General features: G+C 69.0%; 21 protein-coding genes and 3 pseudogenes. 19 read left to right on the top strand and 5 right to left on the bottom strand.

All coding sequences use genetic code 11. From position 1 onward, the window contains the following. Window positions 1–937 (bottom strand): PHB depolymerase family esterase (locus E1258_RS12785; protein WP_165949743.1); only part of this gene is annotated, 937 nt, incomplete at its 3' end. 1,201 nt (window positions 938–2,138) lie between these two features. Here E1258_RS12785 and E1258_RS12795 point away from each other — a divergent pair. Continuing rightward, window positions 2,139–2,738, top strand: a complete 600-nt coding sequence (locus tag E1258_RS12795) for a TetR/AcrR family transcriptional regulator (protein WP_132399946.1) — start codon at window positions 2,139–2,141, stop codon at window positions 2,736–2,738. Then, entirely contained in the window at window positions 2,735–3,718 is a 984-nt protein-coding gene (locus E1258_RS12800; protein WP_243715406.1) for a GNAT family N-acetyltransferase, read from the top strand. Before E1258_RS12795 ends, E1258_RS12800 begins: the two co-directional genes overlap by 4 nt. A 98-nt stretch (window positions 3,719–3,816) precedes the next feature. Here E1258_RS12800 and E1258_RS35575 read toward each other — a convergent pair whose 3' ends face one another. Continuing rightward, entirely contained in the window at window positions 3,817–6,708 is a 2,892-nt protein-coding gene (locus E1258_RS35575; RefSeq protein WP_165949744.1) for an AAA family ATPase, read from the bottom strand. Window positions 6,709–6,836: 128 nt separating this feature from the next. On the opposite strand from E1258_RS35575, the gene E1258_RS12810 reads away from it, so the two are divergent. The 10 genes from E1258_RS12810 (at window position 6,837) to E1258_RS12855 (ending at window position 16,782) form a co-directional block, all read left to right on the top strand. After that, entirely contained in the window at window positions 6,837–7,481 is a 645-nt protein-coding gene (locus E1258_RS12810; protein ID WP_132399952.1) for a hypothetical protein, read from the top strand. 104 nt (window positions 7,482–7,585) lie between these two features. After that, window positions 7,586–8,992, top strand: coding sequence for a multicopper oxidase family protein (locus E1258_RS12815; RefSeq protein WP_243715407.1), 1,407 nt, complete (start codon window positions 7,586–7,588; stop codon window positions 8,990–8,992). A 14-nt stretch (window positions 8,993–9,006) separates the two neighbouring features. Further along, on the top strand, window positions 9,007–10,206 hold the full coding sequence (locus E1258_RS12820) for an NAD(P)/FAD-dependent oxidoreductase (protein ID WP_132399958.1): 1,200 nt from the start codon (window positions 9,007–9,009) through the stop codon (window positions 10,204–10,206). A gap of 43 nt (window positions 10,207–10,249) precedes the next feature. Then, window positions 10,250–10,780 (top strand): DUF1772 domain-containing protein, encoded by a 531-nt coding sequence (locus E1258_RS12825; RefSeq protein ID WP_243715408.1) that lies wholly within the window; start codon window positions 10,250–10,252, stop codon window positions 10,778–10,780. Window positions 10,781–11,285: 505 nt separating this feature from the next. Next, a complete protein-coding gene (locus E1258_RS12830; protein ID WP_207919533.1) occupies window positions 11,286–12,536 on the top strand; it encodes an extracellular solute-binding protein in 1,251 nt (416 codons plus the stop codon). Between the two features lie 8 nt (window positions 12,537–12,544). Further along, window positions 12,545–13,516, top strand: coding sequence for a carbohydrate ABC transporter permease (locus E1258_RS12835; protein WP_132399961.1), 972 nt, complete (start codon window positions 12,545–12,547; stop codon window positions 13,514–13,516). Beyond that, window positions 13,513–14,331, top strand: a complete 819-nt coding sequence (locus tag E1258_RS12840) for a carbohydrate ABC transporter permease (RefSeq protein WP_132399964.1) — start codon at window positions 13,513–13,515, stop codon at window positions 14,329–14,331. Before E1258_RS12835 ends, E1258_RS12840 begins: the two co-directional genes overlap by 4 nt. A 383-nt stretch (window positions 14,332–14,714) precedes the next feature. Beyond that, window positions 14,715–14,918, top strand: coding sequence for an iron chelate uptake ABC transporter family permease subunit (locus E1258_RS33920; RefSeq protein ID WP_243715409.1), 204 nt, complete (start codon window positions 14,715–14,717; stop codon window positions 14,916–14,918). 47 nt (window positions 14,919–14,965) lie between these two features. Then, complete coding sequence (locus E1258_RS12850) at window positions 14,966–15,988, top strand: iron chelate uptake ABC transporter family permease subunit (RefSeq protein WP_132399988.1); 1,023 nt, start codon at window positions 14,966–14,968, stop codon at window positions 15,986–15,988. Continuing rightward, window positions 15,985–16,782, top strand: coding sequence for an ABC transporter ATP-binding protein (locus E1258_RS12855; protein ID WP_207919537.1), 798 nt, complete (start codon window positions 15,985–15,987; stop codon window positions 16,780–16,782). The genes E1258_RS12850 and E1258_RS12855 overlap by 4 nt, the downstream gene beginning before the upstream one ends. 72 nt (window positions 16,783–16,854) lie before the next feature. Here E1258_RS12855 and E1258_RS34750 read toward each other — a convergent pair whose 3' ends face one another. Together E1258_RS34750 and E1258_RS12860 are read right to left on the bottom strand one after the other, a co-directional pair. Continuing rightward, window positions 16,855–17,238, bottom strand: a complete 384-nt coding sequence (locus E1258_RS34750) for a WYL domain-containing protein (protein WP_243715410.1) — start codon at window positions 17,236–17,238, stop codon at window positions 16,855–16,857. Beyond that, window positions 17,135–17,461 (bottom strand): annotated as a pseudogene (locus E1258_RS12860) (helix-turn-helix transcriptional regulator); the annotation flags it as partial. The gene E1258_RS34750 and the pseudogene E1258_RS12860, both read right to left, overlap by 104 nt. 104 nt (window positions 17,462–17,565) lie before the next feature. Here E1258_RS12860 and E1258_RS35415 point away from each other — a divergent pair. The 7 genes and pseudogenes from E1258_RS35415 to E1258_RS35845 form a co-directional block, all read left to right on the top strand. Then, a complete protein-coding gene (locus tag E1258_RS35415) occupies window positions 17,566–17,700 on the top strand; it encodes a hypothetical protein (protein WP_256370994.1) in 135 nt (44 codons plus the stop codon). Next, window positions 17,697–18,038 carry a VOC family protein gene (locus tag E1258_RS12865; protein WP_243715411.1) on the top strand — a complete coding sequence of 114 codons (342 nt, stop codon included), beginning with the start codon at window positions 17,697–17,699 and terminating at the stop codon, window positions 18,036–18,038. Before E1258_RS35415 ends, E1258_RS12865 begins: the two co-directional genes overlap by 4 nt. 14 nt (window positions 18,039–18,052) lie before the next feature. After that, on the top strand, window positions 18,053–18,301 hold the full coding sequence (locus tag E1258_RS12870; RefSeq protein WP_132399970.1) for a hypothetical protein: 249 nt from the start codon (window positions 18,053–18,055) through the stop codon (window positions 18,299–18,301). Between the two features lie 171 nt (window positions 18,302–18,472). Continuing rightward, window positions 18,473–18,616: pseudogene (locus E1258_RS35840) on the top strand (IS5/IS1182 family transposase); the annotation flags it as partial. Continuing rightward, complete coding sequence (locus tag E1258_RS12880) at window positions 18,613–18,864, top strand: hypothetical protein (RefSeq protein ID WP_132399973.1); 252 nt, start codon at window positions 18,613–18,615, stop codon at window positions 18,862–18,864. The pseudogene E1258_RS35840 and the gene E1258_RS12880, both read left to right, overlap by 4 nt. A gap of 267 nt (window positions 18,865–19,131) precedes the next feature. Continuing rightward, window positions 19,132–19,470, top strand: a complete 339-nt coding sequence (locus tag E1258_RS12885) for a hypothetical protein (RefSeq protein WP_132399976.1) — start codon at window positions 19,132–19,134, stop codon at window positions 19,468–19,470. 338 nt (window positions 19,471–19,808) lie between these two features. Further along, window positions 19,809–20,258 (top strand): annotated as a pseudogene (locus E1258_RS35845) (RNA polymerase sigma factor); the annotation flags it as partial. Window positions 20,259–20,512: 254 nt separating this feature from the next. Here the strand turns inward: E1258_RS35845 and E1258_RS33925 are convergent. Further along, window positions 20,513–21,601, bottom strand: coding sequence for an NADPH-dependent F420 reductase (locus E1258_RS33925; protein ID WP_207919535.1), 1,089 nt, complete (start codon window positions 21,599–21,601; stop codon window positions 20,513–20,515). Between the last annotated feature and the right edge of the window lie 2,115 nt (window positions 21,602–23,716).

The following is a 23,716-nucleotide window of genomic DNA, read 5'->3' on the forward strand; positions in this document are numbered from 1 at the left end:
GGGTGGTGGGCGGGGTGCCGGCGAACTGGGTGAAGAACCGCCACACCTCGCCCGGGACCCAGGTCCGCGAGCCGCTGTCGCCGCTGGCGCCGTCCTGCGGAGCGGCGATGTGACCACCGTCGAACGCCGCCCACACCACCGGGTAGCCGGACCGGCAGCCGGAGTAGCTGAAGACCGTGTGCGTCAGGCTGCCCGCCCTCGGCTCCGGCGGGCTCGCGGCCGTGCAGCCGTTGTTGCGGACGAAGCGGTCGCGCAGCGATCGTCCGGTGGCGATGTTGTCGCCGATGCCGTGCACCCCGAGGTACGCGAACGGCTGGGTGCCGCCGCTGCATCCACTGAGCGTGCCGGGGGAGGATTGGACCGCGACCGCCCGGAAGACGTTCGGCCGGGCGCAGGCCAGTGCGTAGCTCATGGCGCCGCCGTAGCTGAAGCCGATGGAGAACCGCTGCGTCGTGTCGACACACAGGGCGCCCTCGATCCGGCGGAGCATGTCGTCGACGAACGTGAGGTCCTCGCCGCCGGAGTTGGCCCAGCCGTTGTCGATGCCCTGCGGGGCCACGAAGATCGTGCTGTTGTTCGCCAGCCGCAGCAGGCCGTAGTAGGCCCACACGTCCCGCTGCACCGTCTGACCCGTCGCGACGTCAACGGCGGTGCCGCCCCACCAGTGGAACCCGAAGACCAGCCGGTACGGCCGGTTGGCGTCGTAGCCGTCGGGGATCCGCAGGATGAACGTCCGGTTCTTGCCGTTGCTCTGGATCGTGTGCGTTCCGCTGGCCAGCGTCGGGGCCTTACCGCAGCCGGCCGTCGCCGCCGCCGTGCCCACCTGGGCGGCCTGGGCGGGGCCGCCGAGGCCGCCACCGACCATCGCGGCACCCATGCCGAGGGCCAGCAGCGTCGCGACCGCGACGGATGCGAACCGGGATCTGTGTCGTGACATCACGTGTCTCCTCATGCCGTGAGGCGGGTGAGTGATGGTGTGGACGGTGCCCAGGACGTGATGCGGAAGGTGGCGTCCTGCCGGTCGCTCGCGCTCGCCCTCGCGCCGAGCGGGTCGATCCGCAGCAGGTAGCCCGCACGAAGTAGTCCGGGAGGTTCGACGACCTGAGCCGCACCCAGTTCGGCGTGCCCCAGTGAAAGAGCAGGCCGCTGCACTCGGCGTCGCTGGTCCCAAGGATCGAGCCCTGCTTGGCGTTCAGCGGCGGGGCGTAGTCACGCTGGTCGACTGCCGTCCACGAGTTGCCGCCGATGTCCGAGGTGGACCAGATGTAGTGGCGAGCGCACCCGACGCGGCCACAGCCTTGATGCGGCCTTCGACTGATCGCCACGATACTGAGCCCTTCTGACGTCACGCTTGTTGCACGGGCTGGTCGAGATGGTGGAGTTCCTGGGCGGACGGGCCCGGCGTCAGGGGCAGGACGAAGGAGGCCGCCACCGTCGTTCGGGCACCGGTTCTGGTGGGGAACCGCAGCCGACAGGGTTCAGCGGCGCCGGTCCGTCACCGCCGGGGCGCGCCCTGCGCGATGATCAGTCAGCGGCGAGGAACGTCGCTGTTAGCGTTAACAGGTGCCGCCCGCGCACCCTACCATCGGCATGTGTCGATGCCCGTGGCGTCCGAGCTCCCGACGGTGCGCCACTGTGGCCCACATGGACTCTCATGGATGGATGCATCGCCCGTCAAGATGTGACGATAAGGTTTCGCAAGTTTTCGCTCCGACGCCGGCCCGACCGACACTTTCGGAGCAACCTCTTCGGGGGCGACGTTCGAGCCCTCGGCAGCCGGCGGGGCCACGACCAGGCACTGTGAATCGGTGGTTCGACCAGCCCGAGGCGCGATCCCGGGGTCGGCGGGACGCACATTCCGCCGCCCGGCCCGCCCAGGACCAAGGCGGCGACCCTCGAGCCCGACGGGACTCCCGGTGGCGCGCGAGCCCGAAATGTTATCGCAACCATTTTCGCCGGGCGGTGCCCGCGGCCGTGTGGTCCGGACCCGCTGCCCCCGGATTTGCCCAGCTCGCAGGCGGCGAGTGGTGCCCGATGACCGCGACCTGCCTGACCAGTGCGCCAGCTCACTTCCCAGGGCAAGAACGGCGAGCTAACATAACACGCGTTGCGCAACAGCGGTTATGCAAAGGGGTCGGATGCCGAAGCAGGTAGACCACGAAGAGCGACGGGAGACGATCTCGCAGGCCGTCTGGCAGGTCGTCTCGGACAACGGTCTCGAGGGCCTGACGCTGCGTGCGGTCGCAGCCGCCGCGGGCTGCACCACGGGCATGGTCACCCACTACTTCTCGGAGAAGAAGATGCTGCTGGCCCATGCCCGTACCGAGATGCACCGCCGGATGGCGGCCCGTATCGACACACTGCCCGCTGCCGCCAGCGCCCGCGACACCCTCTACGCCGTCGCCGAGCAGGCACTGCCACTGGACAGCGAACGACACCTGGAAGCCGTTGTCTGGTCCCAGTTCCTGCTCACCACCCGCCACGACCCTGCTCTGCTCGCCGAACACACCCGCAGCCACGCCTCTTGGATCCGTCGCCTGACCGCTCTGGTGCGCGCCGCCTGCCCGGCTGTTACTGAACCGGAACTCCTCGACGACCGGGTGCGCAGCCTGGTCGCCTGCCTGGACGGTCTCGCCCTCAATGCCGTGACCGACCCGGACGCCTATCCGCCCGACCTGCAGCGGCGCGTGCTGCAGACCCAGCTCGACCTGATCGTCGGAAGGAACCACAGCAAGTGACCACCTTCGCCCTGGCCATCACCGCCGTCGCGGCCGACGACCCGAGGATCCTTCGGCTCATCCGGGACCTCGACGCCGACCTCACCGCCCGCTATCCCGACGAGCCCTGCACCGGCGGCGCCCACATCCACCCCGCGATACGCTTCCTGCTCGCCGAGGCGGACGGCCGACCGGTCGGCTGCTGCGCCGTACAGCCTTTCCCGACACCGGACACGGCGGCCGAACTCAAGCGCATGTACGTCGCCCCCGAGGCACGGGGCCGAGGCGTCGCCGCCCGACTGCTGGCCGAGGCGGAGCGCACCGCCGCCAGCTTCGGCCACACCGAGATGCGCCTGGAGACGGCCGTCCACCAGCCCGAGGCCATCGCGCTGTACACCCGGGCCGGCTACCTGCCGATCCCCAACTACCCGCCATACCAGGACAAGTCGCTCAGCCGCTGCTACGCGAAGCCCCTGCCGCTGCCCGCGGCCCGATCGGCGGACAGCGAGGAACTCACGGCCTTCCTCACGGGCCAGGGGCTCTCGCCCCAGGACGTCCTCGCGCCCGGCACCCGGTACTGGCTCACCAGGGATGCGGCCGGCCCAGCCGTGGCTGCGGGCCTGGAGCGGCAGGGTCACTGCGTGCTGCTGCGCAGCGTCGCCGTCCGGCCCGATCTTCGGGGATGCGGAGCGGCACGGCGGCTGGTCGAGCACGTTCTCGCGGAAGCGGCTGCGCAGGAAGGACGTACGGCATACGTGTTCTCCACGAGCGCCGGGGCTTTCTGGGAGCGGCTCGGGTTCCGGCCGGTGCCGGTTGCCGAAGCCGCCGAGGTCCTGTCCGATGCGCCACAGGTCCGTCGATACCGCGAGACAGGAGCACTGGCCGACGAGGCCGCATGGCGCCGTGACCTCGCCGACGCCCGGGCAGACACCCTGCCGCCCATGAGCCGGGGCCGCTACACGGCCGATGCACCGCACACCACCCCGGCCGCCCGCGGATGAGACAGGCCACCTCCGGGCTCCCGTGCGCTTCTTGGTGGCTGTGGACGAGCACCCTGATCAGTCGTCTCGCTCTTCGTCGCTCCTTTCCTGGTCCTGCCCTATTCCTCAAGGAGGTGTAGGCGGTGGGCGGTGGCGCTGGCCTCGCCCCGGCTGTTGACGCCGAGCTTGGCCAGGATGTTGGAGACGTGCACGCTGGCGGTCTTCGCACTGATGAACAGTTGCTCACCGATCTGGCGGTTGGACCGGCCCGCTGCGACGAGGTGGAGCACCTCGATTTCGCGATCCGTCAGCCCGCGGCGTTCGAGTTCTCCGGTACGGGCGCGCGGTTCGGCCTGCGCGCCGAACGGCAGTTTGCTGCTACGGGCAAGTAGACGGACCTGTTCGGACAGTGACTCGGCACCGAGGCGGTCGGCTTGTTCAGCGGCCGCCAGAATCCATCGCCCTGCGGTGGGACGGTCGCCGACGCCGAGGGCTGCTTCCGCGGCGCGCAGCCGTGCGCGGGCGGCGGGGTAGGGGCTGCCGACTGCGTCCCATGCCTCGACCACGTCGGGCCAGGAAATGGCCGGCTCTCCGGTCTCTGCCGCGAACTCGGTGGCATATGCCCGAAACAGCGGGGTGTGAGTGGGGAGATGGGCCGCGACGGCACGCAGTGCGTCGACCGCACCATCGCCGGTGGCGGAGCGGGACCGAACTCGGGCTCGCATCCGAGCGTGCGTTTCGATCCGGCCGCCGATCGTGACCAGTGGCCAGGCGTACAGAGCGAGACTGGTGCCGGTTACGGCGGGCAGCGCCGCGGCGACGGTTGCTTGCGCGGCACTGATCCGGTTCTCGGCAAGCGCGATCTCGGCTTCGAGCCGGGTCACGGCCAGGGCTGTCGGGCCGGGATGGGACACCGGGCCCAGCAGAGTACGGGCGAGGGACAGTTGTTCGCGCGCGGTTTCGATCTCGCCGCGGGCGAAGGCAATCTCGGCACGCAGGGCGTACAGCGCAGCGCTGAACACGTTGGGTGGGTCCATGTCGAGTGCGGTCGCACTGGTCGATTCGGCCTCGTCCCACCGGCCGACGGCGGTGAGCGCGGCGCAGAGATGGGCGGCGAGCAGCGCCCCGAGGGTTCGGCTGACGCCTGACCCGTACGCCGCGTCAAGACCGGCGTGCGCGGCGTCGATCATGGTTGGATAGTGCCCGAGGTTGGCCAGGGCCTCCGCGATGTTGAGTTGCGCCCTCGCCACCTGCACCAGATCGTTGTGTTCGTTGGCCCGGTCTCTCGCCGCCTGCAGGGTCGCCAGGCTCTCGTCGTAGGCGCCGAGTTGGCACAGCACCCAGCCCAGCGTCGTACGGGCGTTGGCCGTCACCTTGACGTCGCCCAGGTCGGCGGCGAGCTGGGCCGCCTCCTCAGCGGCGTCCCGGGCCCGGCCGGGATGCCCGCGAAGCGCGAACACCACAGAGACGAGATCGAGCACGCCCGCGCGAATGTGCGCAGGTGCGGCGGGCAGCAGGCGAACTGATTCCTCCACCGACGTGAGCGCGCCATCGCGGTCGAGATTGTGCAATGTCATACCGCGATGGGCGAGCAGCTTCGCGGCCCGGCCGGGCTCCCGCGCCTGGTCGATCTCGGCGAGCGCCCGGTCGATCAGGCCGAGCGCGCGAACATCCTCGCCGGCCCAGGTCGCCGCGCCGACAGCCGCCTCGAACAGGTCGAGCCGGTTGTGCCCGGACAGCTGTTCTGCACCCGGTACACGCGGCCACAGGTCCAGCGTGCGCTCGATGATCCGGGCTTGCTCGGCGCGGGCGTGCATGTTTCCGGCGACCTCCGCGGACCGTACCAACGCGGGCAACGCTTTTCGGTCCTCGCCCGCGCCGTGCCAGTGGTGGGCGATCTGCGCGGCGAGCCGATCCGCCGGCACCGTGCTGGGATCAGCCTCGATCGCTTCGGCATACCGGCGGTGCATCCGTGCCCGCTCCGCAGGCAGGAGATCCGCGGCGGTTAGCTCACGCAGCAACCCGTGCCGGAACTCGTATCCCTGGTCGGTAGCGACCAGCACCTGCGCGGCCGTGGCGGCCCGCAACGCGTCCAGCAGCCGTGTCTCGTCCAGGTCCGCGGCGGCGGCGAGCAGGCGGTGGGGGACTTCGCGCCCACCGACGGCGGCCAGCCGCACGATGAGCAGCGCGGAGGGGGGAAGCTGTTCGACGCGGTGCAGCAGCAGGTCGCGGAGGGAGTCCGGGACGTCGCCGACCCCATCGGCCAGGGCCAGTTCCTCGGCGAACAGGGCGTTGCCACCCGACCGGCGGTATACCTCGTCGACCAGCGGCCGGGCGGCCGGAGCGGCGCGCCGCCCGGCAACCAGTTCGGCGATCTCGGCCCTGGAGAACCTTGCCAGCTCGCTGCGGCGTACTCCGCGCAGACGCTCCAACTCGGCGAGGAAGGGGCGCAGCGGGTGGGAGTGGTCCAGATCGTCAGTGCGATAAGCCATGATCGTCAGAACGCGCGCGGCTCGCATGGTACGGGCCAGATACCCCAGCAGATCGCGAGTTGAGCGATCGGCCCACTGCAGGTCGTCGATGACGAGCAGTACGGGGCGCTCGGCGCCGAGCCGCCGCAGCAGAGCGGCGAACAGGTCGAACATCTGCGCCTGGCTGCTTGGGGCCGGTGCCGGTGTGCCCAGCTCCGGAAGCAGCCCCAGCAGGGCGTCGGCGCCCGGCAGCAGAGCCGGCAACGCCGCTTCGCCCATTTCGTGGACCAGGTCGCGCAGTACGGCGGTAACCGGCGCGAGCGGAAAGCCCTCCACTCCCAGCTCGACGCAGGCGCTGGACAGGACCCGCATCCCGGACTCCGCCGACCGGTCGGCGACGTGGCGCATCAGGTGCGTCTTGCCGACCCCGACCTCGCCGCCGAACACCACGAACTGTGGCTCTCCGGTGTGCGCGAGCCGCACCGCCTCGTCGACCGAAGCCAACTGGTCCCGCCGGCCCACAAACACCTTCGACCCCACTTGATCGAGGGTACGCACGTCCCCGAGGCGGAATCTAAGGCGGTGGCTAAGGCAGTTGCCCGAGGCGCGGAACGTCTGGTCCCGGGAGGCTCGGTCCATCCAACGCACGCCCCTCCTGGAGGCCGATCATGAGCATCATCGCGACATCAGCGGGAGTCCGGGACCCGCACGTCGTCGTGCCCTTCGCCGACGGAACGCCCGAGGTGGCGAGGCTCAGCTTCGACAGCGGCCTGGCCCAGCTTGGCCTGCGCGTGGACGAGCAGTTGACCGGACTGATGGCGGCGGACTTCGCCCACCCGCTGCCGCTGGTCTGGGCGGCCGGCCACAACGTCCACGTCGAGTACCCGCTGGGCTCACGGTTGCTGCGCCACATGGGCCCCAACACCGTACGCCTGAGCCCAGCAGTGCCGTGGGCGTTCGATGTGCACGGCGGCGCCGAACACCTCGACGCCGACCTCACCGGCCTCGATGTGCGTTCGGTCGCGTTCCACTCCGGCGCGACTCACCTGCGGCTCATCCTGGGCCACCCGACGGTATCGACCACGCTCCGCCTCACCTCCGTGAGGGATCTCCGCGTCGACCGACCCGCCGACGTACCGGTGCGGTTGGAGATCGGCAAGGGCGCCACCAAGGTGTTGCTCGACGACCGGTGGTTCGGCGCGGTCGGCGGTGGGCTGATCGAACAGTCGTCCCGGCCGCACACCGGCGACCGCTGGTACCAGGTGATCGTGTCCGGCAGCGCCGACACCGTGACGATCGGCGCGGTCGCCTGATGGGGTCGCGGCGCATCACCCGCCGATCGCTGTTGAAGATGGGACTCGTCGGCGTACCGGCCGCCACCGCTTCACTCGGTGGTGGGTTGGCGGTGGCGTGGGCCGTGGCAGACACCACCACGACCGGGAGACTGAACTTCACCAACCGGCTGGCCATACCGCCACTCGCGACAAGCCGCGCGGACGAGTCCGGCCGCCGGGTGTTCGACCTCCGGACGACCGCAGGCGAGCATCAGTTCCGGCCCGGGCGAGCCACCGCCACCCTGGGCGTCAACGGGGGGCACCTCGGGCCGACGCTGCGGGCAACCCGGGACGAGACAGTGCTGATCAACCTACGCAACGCCCTGTCCGAACCGACGAGCCTGCACTGGCACGGTATGCATCTACCCGCGGCGATGGACGGTGGGCCGCACCAGATGATCGAGCCGGGCGGCGTGTGGACTCCCACGTGGCGAATCGCCCAGCCGGCCGCCACCCTGTGGTATCACCCGCATCCGCACCAGCAGACCGCGCGGCACGTCTACCTCGGCATGGCCGGCCTGTTCATCGTCGACGACCCGACCACGCCAGCCGGCCTACCGAGCCGGTACGGGGTCGACGACATCCCGGTCATCGTTCAGGACAAGCAGTTCGGCGACGACAATCAACTCGACGACAGCGAGGCGTTCTGGACGTCGATGGGCATCCTCGGGGACACGATCTGCGTCAATGGGACGCTCACGCCGTACCACGACGTCACCACGGAGCGGGTGCGGCTGCGGCTGCTCAACGCCTCGAATGCGCGGGTCTACCGGTTCGGGTTCTCGGACGACCGGCCGTTCGCGCTCGTCGGCACCGACGGAGGGCTGCTCGCCGCCCCCTACGAGACACCCCGGATACAACTGACTCCCGGGGAACGCGCCGAGATCGTCGTGACCCTGCGCCCGGGCGAGCGTGTCGTCCTGCGCAGCTACCCGCCGGAGGTCGGCACCAACGTCTGGAACGCCCGCTTCAGCGGCGGCCACGACACCCTCGACGTCCTCCAGTTGCGCGCCGCGACACAACTGTCCCCCTCGCCTCCGCTACCCGGCCGGCTCGCCGACCTCCCTCGGATCGACGCCTCCGCACCCGCCGCAATCCGCACCTTCCAACTCTCCGGATACTCCATCAACGGCGCGCAGATGGACATGAACCGCATCGACTTCGCGGTGACCAGGGATTCCACCGAGGTTTGGGAGATCACCGCCATCGACGGAGCGCCACACAACTTCCACGTACACGACGCACAGTTCCAGGTCCTGTCCGTCGGCGACGCGCCACCACCGCCGGAGTTACGCGGCTGGAAGGACACCGTCCACACGCCACCGAACACACCCGTCCGCATCGCCCTGCGGTTCGGCGACTACGTCGACCGCAACACCCCGTACATGTACCACTGCCATCTGCTCCACCACGAGGACCAGGGACTGATGGGCCAGTTCGTCGTGGTCGAGCCCGGCCAGTCGCCCGGAAAACCCCACCACAGTCGTTGAGGAGAGAGGTCGTCATGAAAAATGCATTGATTATCGGCGGTGGTATCGGCGGCACGGCCATGGCCATGGCGTTGCAGCGCGCTGGAATCGAGTCTCGGATTTTCGAGGCATACGACCGGCCGGCCGAATACACGGGGCTCTTCCTCAACATCGCGTCCAACGGGTTGGACGCGCTGCGCGCCATTGACGTCGAAGTCGTCGAGCGCGCCGACGGATTCCCGATGCCCCGGATGGTCATGTGGAGCGGCACCGGCAAACGGTTGGGCGAGGTCGCCAACGGCATGCCCCTCCCGGACGGCACCGTCAGCGTCTGCGTACGGCGCGGCGCACTCCAGAAGGCTCTACGGGAGCAGGCCCTAGACCGCGGCATCGGCATCGAGTACGGCAAGCGCCTGGAAACCTACGAGGTCACCGCCGACGGCGTCTTCGTCAAGTTCACCGACGGCACCGACGCCGCGGGCGACATCCTCATCGGCGCCGACGGGATCCACTCCCGCACCCGCCAAATTCTCGACGCCAACTCGGCCAAGCCGCGGTTTACCGGCCTGGTCGGCGTCGGAGGGTACAGCCGCACCGATCTCGCACCCACCACCGGCACCCAACATTTCATCTTCGGCAAGCGAGCGTTCTTCGGTTACCTGGTACGAGAGTCCGGCGAGACCTACTGGTTCGCCAACCTGCACCGCTTTGACGAACCCACCCGCAAGGAACTGGCTGCCATCCCGACGGCGGGGTGGCAGCGCCAACTGCGTGACCTGTTCGCCGATGACCTGCCGGTCATCAGCGAGATAGTCACCAACAGCGTCGGGGACATCGGCGCCCACCTGGTCTACGACATCCCCACCAGCCCCGTGTGGCACCGCGGCCCGGCCGTGCTCATCGGCGACGCGGTACACGCCACCTCACCGTCCGCCGGCCAAGGCGCTTCCATGGCCGTCGAGGACGCCGTCATCCTGGCCAGATGTCTGCGCGACGCGCCGGACATCAACGCCGCCTCCACCGCCTACGAACGGCTGCGCAGGCCCAGGGTGGAAAGGGTCGTCGCCTATTCCAAGACCCTCTCCGACAGCAAGACCGCCGGCCCCGTGGCGCGGGTCTTCCGCGACCTCATGATGCCCATCGCCCTGAAACTCTTCGCCAGCCCGAAGTCCCATGCCTGGATGTACACCCACCACATCGACTGGAACGAAAAAGTTGCGATGCACGTGGCCTGAGGTCGATATCGAAATTATCAGAACAAGAGACAGGTGCACGTTGATGCCATCGAACATGTCCCGCAATTCCGCCTCGCCGACGGCCGGCCGGGCGGCAACCGTCCTGCTCTGGCTCCTCGTCGTCTTCGTAGGAGTTCAGTTCGGCGCCGGCTTGTACGAGAAGATCGTCGTCGTGCCGCTCTGGGACAGTGTGCCACCGAGTGACGTCCTCGCCGCCATGGAACGGTCGGGCATGTACAACGCCGGCCGTGCTTTCTGGCCGTTCGTATCACCGGTCGTCGCACTGCTTGCCGTCGCGAACGTCGTGGCGTGGCGCGGCAACCGGGCCAACCGGCGCTGGGTGCTGGCAGCCGGTATCATCATGCTGGGATACGCCATTTTCAGCTACAGTTACTTCGTTCCCCAGATGCTCATGTTGCAGAGCTCCGCCGGTTCCTGGCCAGAATCGAAAATCTCCGCGACAGTCCAGTGGTGGACCAGCTTGAACTACCTCCGCATGCTCCTCGGGGCAGCAGGCTGGTCCTGCGCGCTCCGGGCGCTGTCGCTGGCGGCCGCCGCCAACGGCCGAGGATAGCTGCGGGGGGGGAAGGCAACAGCGGGCCAGCCGCTGCGCCCGTCGGTCAACTCGGTGCAGATCCCCGCCAACTCCTCGGCCGGCTCGGGCTCCCCGAGGATCCGCTCCCGGCCCACCGCCCGCCCCAACTCCACCGCCTGCGGGGCCGGCAACGGACCCACGTCGAGCAGGCGGGCACCGTCGGGCCACAGCCCGGTCAGGCGGTTTCGCGCAGCGGCCGGCCCGACCTGCACCCGGGCCCTCAACGCATGGAGAACCGATTCGACGCGACGCCAGGTTCGGCACAGATCCGCGCCAACCTGGTAAACCCGGGATTGCTGAGATGTTTCCTCACGGACCAACGAAGATCCCAAGAACCCCTTGACCACCGCTCTGGACTGACCTACGTTCTGGCGAACCGATTCGGCGAATCGATTCGACGATCCACCCACCAGCGTGCCCCGCTGCCCACGAGCCGGCGGTCAGCTCGGGCACCCTCCGGCTGAACAGGTAAAGGGGATCATTCGTGAAGACCTTCGGAACAGGCCAGCGCGTCTTCGGGGTGGCGCTGGCGGCCCTGATCGCGGCCAGCGGCACCGTCGCTTGCTCGTCGTCGGAGGAGACCTCGGGCGACGCCGCCGGCTCGTACGCCATCTGGGACCCGTACCCGCAGTTCGACGGCGGCTCGGACTGGGTCAAGCTGCTCACCAAGTGCGGCACCGATGCCGGGGTGACGGTCACCCGGACCGGCTACGACACCACCGACCTGACGAACAAGGCGCTGCTCGCGGCGCAGCAGGGCAACTCGCCCGACGTGCTCATCGTGGACAACCCGGTCGTGTCCACGCTCGCCGAGGCCGGCGTCCTGACCACCACCGAGGAGAACAAGCTCGACACGTCCGCGATGTCGGCGAACCTGCTCGGCGCCGGCCAGAGCGGCGGCAAGACGTACGGGGTGCCGATCGGTGCCAACACCCTGGCCCTGTACTACAACAGGGCGGTGCTGACCGCCGCCGGCGTCGACCCGGCCTCGGTCACCGACTGGGCCACGCTGAACGCCGCCCTGGCGAAGGTGGCCGCCGCCGGCAAGAAGGGCATCACCTTCTCCGCCATCGGCACCGAGGAGGGCAGCTTCCAGTTCCTGCCGTGGTTCTGGGGCAGCGGCGCACGGCTGACCACGCTCGACTCCCCCGAGGCCGTCGCGGCGGTGTCCCTGTGGACCGACTGGCTGAAGAAGGGCCACGCCCCGAACTCGGTCATCAACAACACCCAGACGACGAGCTGGCAGGAGTTCGCCAGCGGCGAGTACGCCTTCGCCGAGAACGGCACCTGGCAGCTCGGCAACGCCAAGAAGCTCGGCTTCGAGTACGGCATCATCGCGATCCCGGCCACGGCGGGCGGCCCGGCCCCCGCGCCGACCGGCGGCGAGTTCGTCACCATCCCGGCGCAGAAGCAGGCCGGCCGGTACGCCACCTCGCAGAAGCTGGTCGCCTGCCTGACCAGCGACGACAACCTGCTGGCCACCGACACGACGCTGTCCTACATCGCGCCCACCCCCGAGGCCCAGGCCAAGCAGGTGGCCGCGAACCCGGAGCTGAAGGTGTGGGTCGAGGCGGTCGGCGCGGCCAAAGGCCGCACCGGCGACGACCTCGGCACGAAGTACCCGAAGATCTCCGAGCAGCTGTGGAAGGCCGTCCAGGCGGCGCTGAGCGGGTCGAAGACGCCGCAGGCCGCGATGACCGAGGCACAGTCGGCTGCCGCCGCGGCGACGAAGTAGCCGCACGGATGAGCGCCACCACGCGATCGCCCCATGACCGGGCGGCACCAGCGCCCGCCCGGTCACGGGCCCGCCCGGCCCGCCGGCTGGCGCGCGGCGACACGGGGCGCTGGGCGGCCTGGGCCTTCCTGCTTCCGTTGCTGGCCTACCTGCTCGCCTTCTACGCGTACCCGCTCTACCGCAACCTGGACCTCAGCCTGCGCGACTACACGGTGCGCTCGTTCGTGCGCGGCGACGCGCCCTTCATCGGCCTGGCGAACTACCGCCAGGTGGCCGACAACCCGACGTTCGTGCCGGCGGTGACGCACACCCTCGTGTTCACCGCTGCCTCGCTGGTGCTCCAGTTCGGCATCGGCATGGCGCTGGCGGTCTTCTTCCACCAGCATTTCCGGCTGTCCGCCACGCTCCGGGCGCTCTTCCTCGTGCCGTGGCTGCTGCCGCTGATCGTGTCGTCGTCCACCTGGTCCTGGATGCTCAACAGCGAGGCCGGCGTGGTGAACACGTTCCTCGGGACGCTGGGGCTCGCCCCGGTCAACTGGCTCACCTCGCCGAACTGGTCGCTCGCCTCGGTGATCATCGCCAACGTGTGGATCGGCATCCCGTTCAACCTCGTGCTGCTCTACAGCGGCTTACAGGGCATCTCGCCGCAGGTCTACGAGGCCGCCGCCCTGGACGGGGCCACCGGGTGGAAGCGGTTCTGGCACCTGACGTTCCCGCTGCTGCGCCCGGTCTCCGCCATCACCCTGCTGCTCGGCCTGGTCTACACGCTCAAAGTCTTCGACATCATCTGGATCATGACACGGGGCGGCCCGGCCGACTCCTCCACCACCCTCGCCACCTGGTCGTACCAGCTCGGGTTCGGCAGCCTGCTGCCGCAGTTCGGGCCGGGTGCCGCGGTGGGCAACCTGCTCATCGTGGCGGCCCTGGCGTTCGGGCTGGTCTACATCCGCGTCCAGCGCCGGCAGGGAGGCACGGAATGAGACGGGCCACCACGTGGTGGAAGACCGGCATCGGCCTGACGCTGACGGCCCTGATGCTGTTCCCGGTCTACTGGATGGTCAACGTCTCGTTCACCCGGGACGAGGACATGCGCAAGTCCCCGCCGGATCTGCTGCCGCTGCACGGCACGCTCGACGGGTACCGCGCCGTCCTCGACCAGCAACTGCCCTACCTCGGGAGCAGCCTGCTCGTCGGGTTCGGAACGGTCGCCCTCACGCTGGTCATCGCCGCACCGGCCGGCTACTCCCTGGCCAGGCTGCGTCCCGCTGGCGGCGCGGCGGTGAGCTTCGTGCTCCTCGTCGCCCAGATGATCCCGGGGATCATCATGGCGATGGGCTTCTACGCCATCTACCTCAACCTGGGGGTGCTCAACACCCTGCCGGGGCTGATCGTCGCCGATGCCACGATCGCCGTGCCGTTCGGGGTGCTGATCTTCCAGGCGTTCATGTCCGGCATCCCTGAGGAGATTACTCAGGCGGCGCGGGTGGACGGCGCCGGTCCGCTGCGAACCTTCTGGTCGATCATCATGCCGGTCAGCCGCAACGCCAGCATCACGGTCGCCCTGTTCGCCTTCCTCTGGGCGTGGTCGGACTTCGTCTTCGCGTCCACGCTCAACGGCGGTGGCGCGCTGCGGCCGATCACCCTCGGCATCTACCAGTACATCGGCAACAACAACCAGCAGTGGAACGCCATCATGGCCACCGCGGTCGTGGCGTCGGTGCCCGCAGCCGTGCTGCTGGTCGTCGCCCAGCGCTACATCGCCGCCGGCGTCACCACCGGCGCGGTGAAGGACTGACTCGCCTGCATCCGGCGGAGACGGCGTGCGGCGCGGGCAAGCCCTGCCGAAGGGGCATTGGTCACCACCGCGCTTCTCGTCACCGGCGCGGTGCTCACACCTGTGGTCGGCAAACTCGGCGGGCAGCACCATCCCGGTTTCAATCAGCACCAACGCCGCCGCCTTCCCCCGCCTGCACCTGGTCGACCAGTCCTTCTGGATCACCGGGGGTCGGCACGGTCGGCGGGCAGATCGTCCTCGACGACCTCGAACGCATCCTCGCCGCGTCGAGTTGACCACCACCGCATCCGCGCGCGGCACCGCCGACCACCGGCCGTGCCGCGCGCCGTCGTACCACCCGGCGCTGGCTGGCCGGGGCGGTCGCCGTACTCCTGGGGTCGCTGGTGTTGTCGGTCTTCGTCGGCGCGAACCCGGTGCCCCCGTCGGACGTGTGGGCTCTGGCCGGCGGGGTCCTGGTGCTGCTGGCCGACGTACTCGGCCGGATCGCCGTCCTGCCCAGCGAGATGCCGGTCGGCATCGTCACCGCGTTCGTGGGCGCACCGGTCCTGATCGGGCTGGCCCGACGTCGACGGGCGACGGCGCTGTGAGCGCCGCGGGCAGGCCACCGCGCCGCACTGCGGGCCGCCGCCGGCTGATGCTCGGCACCGACCGCGCACACGTGGCCATCGGCGTACGCAAAGCCGCCGTCTGCGTCACCGCGGCGCTCCTCGTCACGGCGCTGGCGGTGATCGGCCTCTGGGTGGGCGATTTCCCGCTCCGCTTCGACGAGATCCTCGGCGTGCTCGGCGGCCGGACCGGCGGGCTGACCCGCGCTGTCGTGCTGGAGTGGCGGCTGCCCCGCATCGCCGCCGCCGTCGCCTTCGGCGCGGCGCTCGGCGTCGCCGGTGCGATCTTCCAGACCATCACCCGCAATCCGCTGGCCAGCCCGGACATCATCGGCCTGGCCAACGGCTCGTTCTCCGGAATGCTGATCGCCCTGCTGATGCTCGGCGGCGGCTGGCACCTGCTGATGCTCGGCTCGCTCGCCGGTGGACTGCTGGCCGCCCTGGCGATCTATCTGCTCGCGTACCGGGACGGGCTCTCCGGGTTCCGGTTCATCGTCGTGGGTGTCGGGGTCTCCTCGATGCTCGCCGCCACCAACACCTGGCTGCTGCTCCGCGCCGACCTGGAGACGGCCCTCTTCGCCGCCGCCTGGGGCGCCGGCTCCCTCAACACCGCCACCGCCGAGGTGGTCTGGCCCGCCGCCGGGGTCATCCTGGCGCTGCTGGTGATCACCCCTCTGTGGTCGGCGGCCCTGGCCCAGCTGGAACTGGGCGACGTCGCCGCCGCCAGCGGGGTCGCGGTCGACCGGGACCGCGCCGCCCTCGTGCTGGTCGCGGTCATCCTGGTCAGCGCCGTCACCACGGTGGCCGGTCCGATCTCCTTCGTGGCCCTGGCCGCCCCGCAGATCGCCCGCCGGCTTGTCCGGGCACCGGGCCTGCCGCTCGCCGCCACCGCCGTGGTGGGGGCGTTGCTGCTGCTCGGCTCCGACCTGGCCGCCCAGCACGTGATCCCGCTGACCGTGCCGGTGGGGGTGGTGACGGTCACCCTCGGCGGCGCGTACCTGCTCTGGCTGCTCGTCCACGAGATCAGGAGGACCAGATGGTCGACCAGCTGAACGTCCGACTCCGCGCGGAGCGCGTCACCCTCCGCTACGACCAGCGGACCGTCAGCGACGAACTGTCCCTCGCGGTGCCGGACGGCTCGTTCACCGTGCTCATCGGGCCGAACGCGTGCGGCAAGTCGACGCTCCTGCGGGCCCTCTCCGGGCTGCTCAGCCCTGCTACGGGGCGGGTTCTGCTCGACGGGTCGGACCTCGTCGCTCTGCCGGCGAAGGAACGCGCCCGCCGGATCGCGTTCCTACCGCAGACCATGACCGCGCCCGAGGGAATCACCGTCCGGGAACTGGTCGGCCGGGGCCGCTACGCCCACCAGCGGGTGCTACGCCGCTTCTCCCGGGCCGACGAGGCGGCCGTCGAGGCGGCCCTGGCCTCGACCGGCACGACCGACCTGGCCGACCGTCGAGCCGACGAACTCTCCGGCGGGCAACGACAACGGGCCTGGACCGCCATGGTGCTGGCCCAGGAGACGCCCCTCGTCCTGCTCGACGAACCCACCACCTACCTGGACGTGGCTCACCAGATCGACGTGCTCAACGTGCTGCACCGTTTGGTCACCCAGGGCCGCACCGTCGTGGCCGTGCTGCACGACCTCAACCACGCGGCCCGGTACGCCACCCATCTCGTGGCGATGCGCGACGGCCGGATCGTGGCCGAGGGCCATCCCGCCTCGACGGTGGGCACCGCACTCGTCGCCGAGGTCTTCGGGATGCCGAACCAGGTCGTCCCCGACCCGGTCACCGGAGCTCCGCTGGTCGTACCGGCCGACACCCGGGAGCCGGCCGCCAGCTGAGCCGGCCCTGGTGCCACTTCCTGCTGGCGTCGCAAGGGCACCGGGCAGCTCGGAGCGATCCAGATGGCCGCCTCAGGTGCTGGTTGCTACGGCGCGGGTGATACGGCTGCCGAGCTGACGCAGGTGGTCGACCAGCTCGACCGGTTCGTGGACGGTGAAATCGCAGCCGAGCAGGGTCAGCCGGACGGCGAGCCAGTCGATGGTGTCGTCCGGGCTGTGCCATCGACACGATGCATCATCGAGGGGCTGCAGCTCGCCGGTGTAGTCGCCCAGTCGGGTCGCTGCCTGCGGGGCGGGCAAGGCGAGGGTCACCTTTGCCCGGAAGACCAGAGCCCGGTCGTAGAGCCGGGTGGTGACGAACTCGGCCGGGTCGTCGGCTGGTGGTTGGCGCGACGCCGGCGACCGGCTGCGTCGCCGTGCGCAGACCGACGGCGATGGCCACCGCCTCCTCGTCATCGAGCAGCAGCGGCGGCATCGCCTTGCCCGCCACGAGCCGGTACCCACCGTGGAAGCCCATGGCGGCCTGGACCGGGTAGCCGAGATCACGGAGCCGCTCGATGTCACGGCGCACGGTGCGTGGGGTCACCTGGAGCCGCTCGGCGATTTCGCCGCCCGGCCATTCCCGGGGCGTCTGGAGCAGGGACAACAGGCGCAGCAGGCGGGCCGACGTCTCGTTCACCTTCCCATAGTGCCCGATGATATAGGACCGACCCCGACCTACATCAGATCTAGCGTGGTCTGTGGTGGTGCGCAGACAGTGCACCCGGAACGAGGAGACGAGCGATGAAGGTCGTGCCCGACGGCTACCACACCGTGACCCCGTGGATGATCTCTCCGGGAAATGCGGCTGAGTTGATCGAATCGTCGTCGGTGTCTTCGACGCCACCGAGCTATCTCGGGTGGGTGTTGGCGGGGTGATCGGCCATGCCGAGGTCCGCATTGGGGACTCGGTCGTCATGATGTTCGACAAGCCGGAATGGCCGCAGACGCCGGCCTTCCTGCGCCTCTACGTCGCCGACGACGCCGAGGTACTGCGCCGGGCCGCCGAACGCGGCGCGACCGTTGTCACCGAGCCGACCGAACTGTTCTGGGGCGACCGGGTCAGCCGTTTCCGCGACCCGTTCGGCCACCTGTGGTGGCTCCACCAGCGCGTGGCGGAGCCCACCGAGCAAGAGTTGGATCAGCGGCTCAACGATCCCGAGTTCGTCAAGGCGATGGAGTACGGCCAGAGCGCCCAGTTCTTCCCCAACCGCTGACCCGTCGCACCTCGGTGTCGAACCGCACCTGCGCCGTCGTCGACTGCCGCAAGTACGCGTTCGCCAGCCTCGACCGGCGCGAGCTGGTGATCGTCGCCGTCGTTCACCGTTGGCCCGTCCGCGCAGCACACCACCAGGCGGTGATGGCGGTGGCAGACATGCTGGAGCCGGTGACCCGCCGCCTCCCCTCGACCTCACACACGAGAAACAGACCAGTGTGCTGCGCAAACAGCACCACCAGGCGCTGCCCGCACAACGGATGAAACGGGTGGGTGATCACCAATGAGTCCGCAGAACAGCTTGACTGACGAGCCCTACAGCGCACGGGTTTCACAGCCATCGCCCGCCCAGTGGCTTTTTCTTGTGGGGCGGAGGCACCACCATGCGAACCACACCCGCCGCCATCGCCGGTGACCCACTACCGCTGCACCTACGGCACGCTGATGCTGCACCGCCGCCTCGTGCGCGAGTACGAGAACCGACCGGAATCGGCCGTGTCACGAACGTTGTGGGCGTCGACGGCCACCATCGTGCGTCGGCCGACCAGGACCAGCGCATCGTCCCGGCGGCACCGGTGAACCTTCCGACGCTGCTCGACCTGATCGCCGGACGCGAGGCAACCGCAGGTCAGACCGTCGACCGGCTCCTCAAGAAGATCACCACCCTCACCGCCGAACCCGCCCAGATCGAGTGTGAACCGGCCGACCTGAAGGTCACCCGCACCACCCTGCGCACCCTCGCCGCCGCCGTATCACCGCCGACAACCCGACCAGGGCGGACCGCGCCGCTGTACCGACCCCGCTCCAGGGGTCGATTCTTTCCATAACGGCGGCCTCCGCTTCGCCCTGGACGTACAGACAATTCCGGCCCGTCATCCCTCGAATGAAGGAAGTGCCATTGGTTCTGCATCGAGAGTCGCGGACTCAGCAGCAAGGAGTGGTTTTCTACCCTCCTTTGTGGACGAAATCAGTGCGTATTTGCTTCTTGACGCATTGATCGGTACCCCAATAGCCTTACGTTGCGCGCCTCGATGGGAGTCGAGAGCTAAAAGTGTTGGCCAGCACCAATGCCGTCTTTATCAAAGGAGCTGTAAATGTCACGAGCAACGACGCGTGCCCTGGTCGCGTCCGCATTCACGGTCGCCGCTGTCAGTGGGGCGCTGCTCGCCGGTGTCACCACCGCCAGCGCCGCGACGAGCAGCACTTCGGCGTCCATCACGCTCGACTGCAGCAGCCAGGTCACGGCGAACGTTAACCTGCACCTCCGTCCGGACCCCTCCAGCCCGATCGGCGGGCAGCTGGAGGCCGGTGCCATCGTGACCGTGGTGGGCACCACCATCGGCGTTGACGGGAAGCTCTGGCTGGAGCTGAACAACGGAATGTACGTGCAGGCGAGCCTGACCACGGACCTGGACTGCGACCTGGACTACTGAGGCACTCTCGTGGCCCGGTGGCGGTCAGGCCTTGTTATGGGATCCCGCCGAGTTCCTGACCACCATCGGATCGTCTGCCCCACCGGCACGCTGAGCTGTCAGCATCGGACCTCCGGCAGATGACAGGCCCTCCAGTGATCTCCCTTCAGCCGCGTCGTTTAGCGGTAGCGCAAGGGTCGCCGGCCAAACGGCAGATCACTGGAGGGTCGCCGCCGGAGCGCGTTACACGCACCCCAGTTTGACACCGATCCACGGTGCCCTCGCCGACCCACAATCCGGGCGCCCTCCTGCCACACTGTGCGGGCTGGTCGGCGGGCCGAGCGGAAGGGCCGAACCGCATGCAGGATTCCGAACTCGTACGGGTGCGAGAGTCAGCCATCCGGCGTTGTCTCGCAGCGGGCGCCAGTCGGCACGACGCGGAGGACTGCGCGCAGGAGGCTCTCCTGGCCCTGCTGGATAAGCCTGAACTGGCACGTGCCAGGAACGCCACTGCCTGGACCTCGACTGTCGCCTACCGGCGTTACGTGGATCTGCTCCGCCGCCGCGGTCGGGAGGAGGTCGCCGCAGCCAGACTTGGTGACGAAGCGGATCGGACCACGCCGGAGCTCGCCGAAGCCGTCAGTGACCGGGAGTTGGCGAACTGGCTCGTCGGCGAACTGCGACGCTTGCCGGCCACGACCTACCAGGTGTGCGTCGCTACGGGCCATGGTGCCGACACCGACAGCGTCGCCCAGCGTCTCGGCCTGACGCGCCGTTCTGTCGAGTCGCACCTGACCCGGGCACGGCGGTGGCTACGGGCGGCTTCGCTCGGCGTGTTCGTACCACCGTGGCTCGTGGCACTCCGACGGCTGGCCGGTTCCGCCACACCGGCCACCACCACCGCCACCGCCACCGCCACCGTCGCCGTGGCCACCGCCACCGTCGCACTGGCGCGCGTGTATGTAGAACACGTAACGCCCGAGCCGCCCCGGCCCCCAACCCGCGGGTCGGTCTTCGAACCAGCCGGCCAGACCCGTACACCTGGCTCCCCAGCGGCCACATCTCACCATACGCACACGCCGGTGGTCGTACCGACGCCAACGCCAACGCCGACGCCGACGCCGACGCCGACGCAAACGCCGACGCCGGTACCGGCGGTCTCTCCCCGCCCGTCGGAGCTGCCATCGCGCCCCCCACTACTCGACGGCGTTCCCCGGCCGATCGATGCCACGCTTCCGCCGCTGCCCCTGTTGCCGCAACTACCCAACCCGGGCGTCACGCTTCCCGACCTGGAACCACTGCCGAAGCCGCCGATCGTGGTGCCCTCGGTCGCGCCGATTCCGACGCGTTCCCCCGACCGCCGGTCGGACGCATCATGAATCACCGGCACGATGCTTCGGCTGCCCTGCCGTGAAGATGCTCGTTCACCCTTGCTGCCGACTGAGGACGATTGAACCTGTTCGGACGAAGTCGCCTTCGGGATTCTTCTCGTGGTGCCATTTGCCCGCCGTCTGGACATTGAGGGATGCAAGTCACCCCTTGAGGAGGTACCAGTGCCGGATCCCTTCGCAACCTGCGCCCGCTGCCCGAGGTCGTTCACGTGACAGCGGTACGGGGGCCGAGTTCGGTGGACACAGCCGGGCAGAGGTGTTTGCCGCCACGCATCCGTCGCCGTGGCTGCCTCGGCGTGGTCGGCGCAGTAGGGCACGGCCAGCGGTACGCCCTCGAAGGTTGGCGGACGCAGTGTCCAGATGCTCACGTGGCAGAGGTTGAACGCCTTGACCACGTGCCCGTCGGGCGCGGCGGCTGCCAGTTGCCGCGCCACAGAAGTGCTGCCACCAGTGTTGAGCATCAGCCCGTCGCCGGTCGGTACGACAGGGTTGGTGCAGTCGATGACCGTCCGACCGGCGAGGCTTGCGGCGAGACCGCCCACCAGCTGCGGCGCCTCCGCCGACGGAACCGCGACGAGGATGACATCACCGTGACCCGCCGCGTCCACGAGGCTGCCATGCCCGGCGGCACCGATCCGTCCGGCGGTCTGCTCCGCCCGCCCCTGATTCCGGCCGCCGATCACCACGTCGTGCCCGGCTGCAGTCCATGCACCGCCAAGCGCCGCCGCCATACCACCCGTGCCGAGTATGCCGATTCTCATATGAAGCGCCGTTGATGGCCGCGAGGATCGCTCCGGCCAGAAAGTAGTTGCCGTTGTAGTAGGACCAGTGCGCCCCGGGCTTTTTGCTCGTTCCCGGCGCGTACTACGAGCCGGGCTGCCTCGTTGAGCGCGTGGTGCCCGTCGCCCAGAGTGGCAACGGTGCTCGAGTCCACGGACTCGCGCAGCCCCGAGACCTGCCCGAGGATCTGCTCGACGGTGAGACTCGTATCGGCTCGCCATTCAGGCGCGAGGTCTGGAAGCAGCTCGATGGCAGGGTGCTCAGCGGGACGTTGTGCTCTCGCAGTGTTAGAACGAGCGCACTGGAGGTGAAGGTGTTCGTTAACGACGCGATTCGGAAGCACGAGTCCGAGGTCACCTGAACCGCCCCGCGAGTAGCCACACTTCTTGTCCCCGCGACGGACAATCCCGCTACAACGGCCGGAACGCCACGCAGGTTGACCTGCTTGTCGAGCACATCCTGGAGATTGACAGTGAAATTCTCGCAGCCGCCGCCAACCGCCGTCGGGCGGCCATCAGGACCCGAACTGTCATTCTATCTACGTAACACGCCCATCACGGGCAAGTCGTACACCACGTCGATGGACACAACCCTCGATTGGTCGGCCGGAACACCTGGCGACGCTGTGCTCCAACCCCGCCGCAGCAGCTCGCCAGACGTACCCGACGCTGGGGCTGGCGACCCGTCGCCAGTGCCTATCCACCGGCATCCCACCGATGGATGTGCTCGTCTTTTGGCTACGAGAAGCAGCACACCCCGACCCAACACGATCTGACCGGACCTGACGGTGCAGGTCAGGGCCCATGTTTCGGGTACCTGGAGCTTGGCTACCCAGCTTCATCGATGCGCCGGGCGCAACGGCATGAGACCGGGACCCGGTGGCTGCCCTACGGATCGGTGCACTGACGAGGCGGCACGACACCGTCCCGACATCGCGGCCGGGCCGGTGAAGGCGTCGGACAGTGGTTCAGGTCACACCGACCGCCCGCCCTTCAGGGCCGTCCACTGACGGTCGTGACGTTGCTCCGCCCCAGAAGCCGGGTTCTGGGGCGCAGCAACGCCGAAACGCCGCCGATTGGTCCCCTGGGCGACGAGGTGTCAAAACGGTGCCCAATGCACCCCGGCACCCCGGCTCGGACCATCCGGTCCCGGCACCTGGCCGACGGTGGCCTGGAAGGGTTGTTCGCGGACCTCCACCAGCGAGCAGCATGGAAGAACGACGAACTGCACCTCACCGGCGTCCGGCGCGGAACATTGGACCTGCGCGGCCGTGGCCTCCTTCTCGTCCCGACAGCCTTCGGGTGGCCGAACCTCGGGATCAAGATCCCCACCGACACGACGATGCCCCGCCCAACCCGGACGGGGGCACTCACGATGAACCATTGGTTCGCACAATGGTGCGGTCGGTGGGGCGGGCGCGGCAGAATGCGAAATCGGTCCTGACCGTCGCGGGTGATCCGCTGCCGGTACAACCAGCCAGGTCGCGACGTCCACCGGCTGCACTCACATGATCTACCAGGCTGCTGGAGCCTGGACGCAGGTTTGGGTTGCGGTGGCAAGCTCGCCAGCACCTGCATCACCGATCAGCGGTATCTACCATCTCGGCAACGCCGTACGCACCGGACATCAGCAGCGAGTCGAGCATGTCCAACACTGTAGCTCTCCCCCGAGTGTCCGCTGCCTGGGCATACGCGCGCATCAGGAGTTCTCCGACTTCTCTGGCCTCCGCAGCCGCGCCTCTCGCGATGTCCCCTGCGTCCGTTCCGTGAACCTCGACAAATCGCTGCGCACACTTCAGGATCAGGTCGTCGACGCGGTCCGGCGCGCGATCCAGAGTGATAAGGAGCTGCGGAACGGCATCTGACTGGACGTTTGCTTCACCTTCGTGCCAGTAGTGGCTGATTCGCCACTCGACCTCGGCAGCATGAGATGTCCGGCTCTCCCCAGAAAGAGCGCATCTCGTGGACGCGAACCCGACCGGAATCAGAGCATTTCACCCCGGGATCGTGTCTGGTTCACTTTCACCCCGGCATCGACGGACATCACGTCCGCCGAGCCGATGCCCCAACGACATACGCCTTCACCATGACCGAACG

This window comes from Micromonospora sp. KC207, from assembly GCF_004348615.1.
Classification (GTDB): domain Bacteria; phylum Actinomycetota; class Actinomycetes; order Mycobacteriales; family Micromonosporaceae; genus Micromonospora.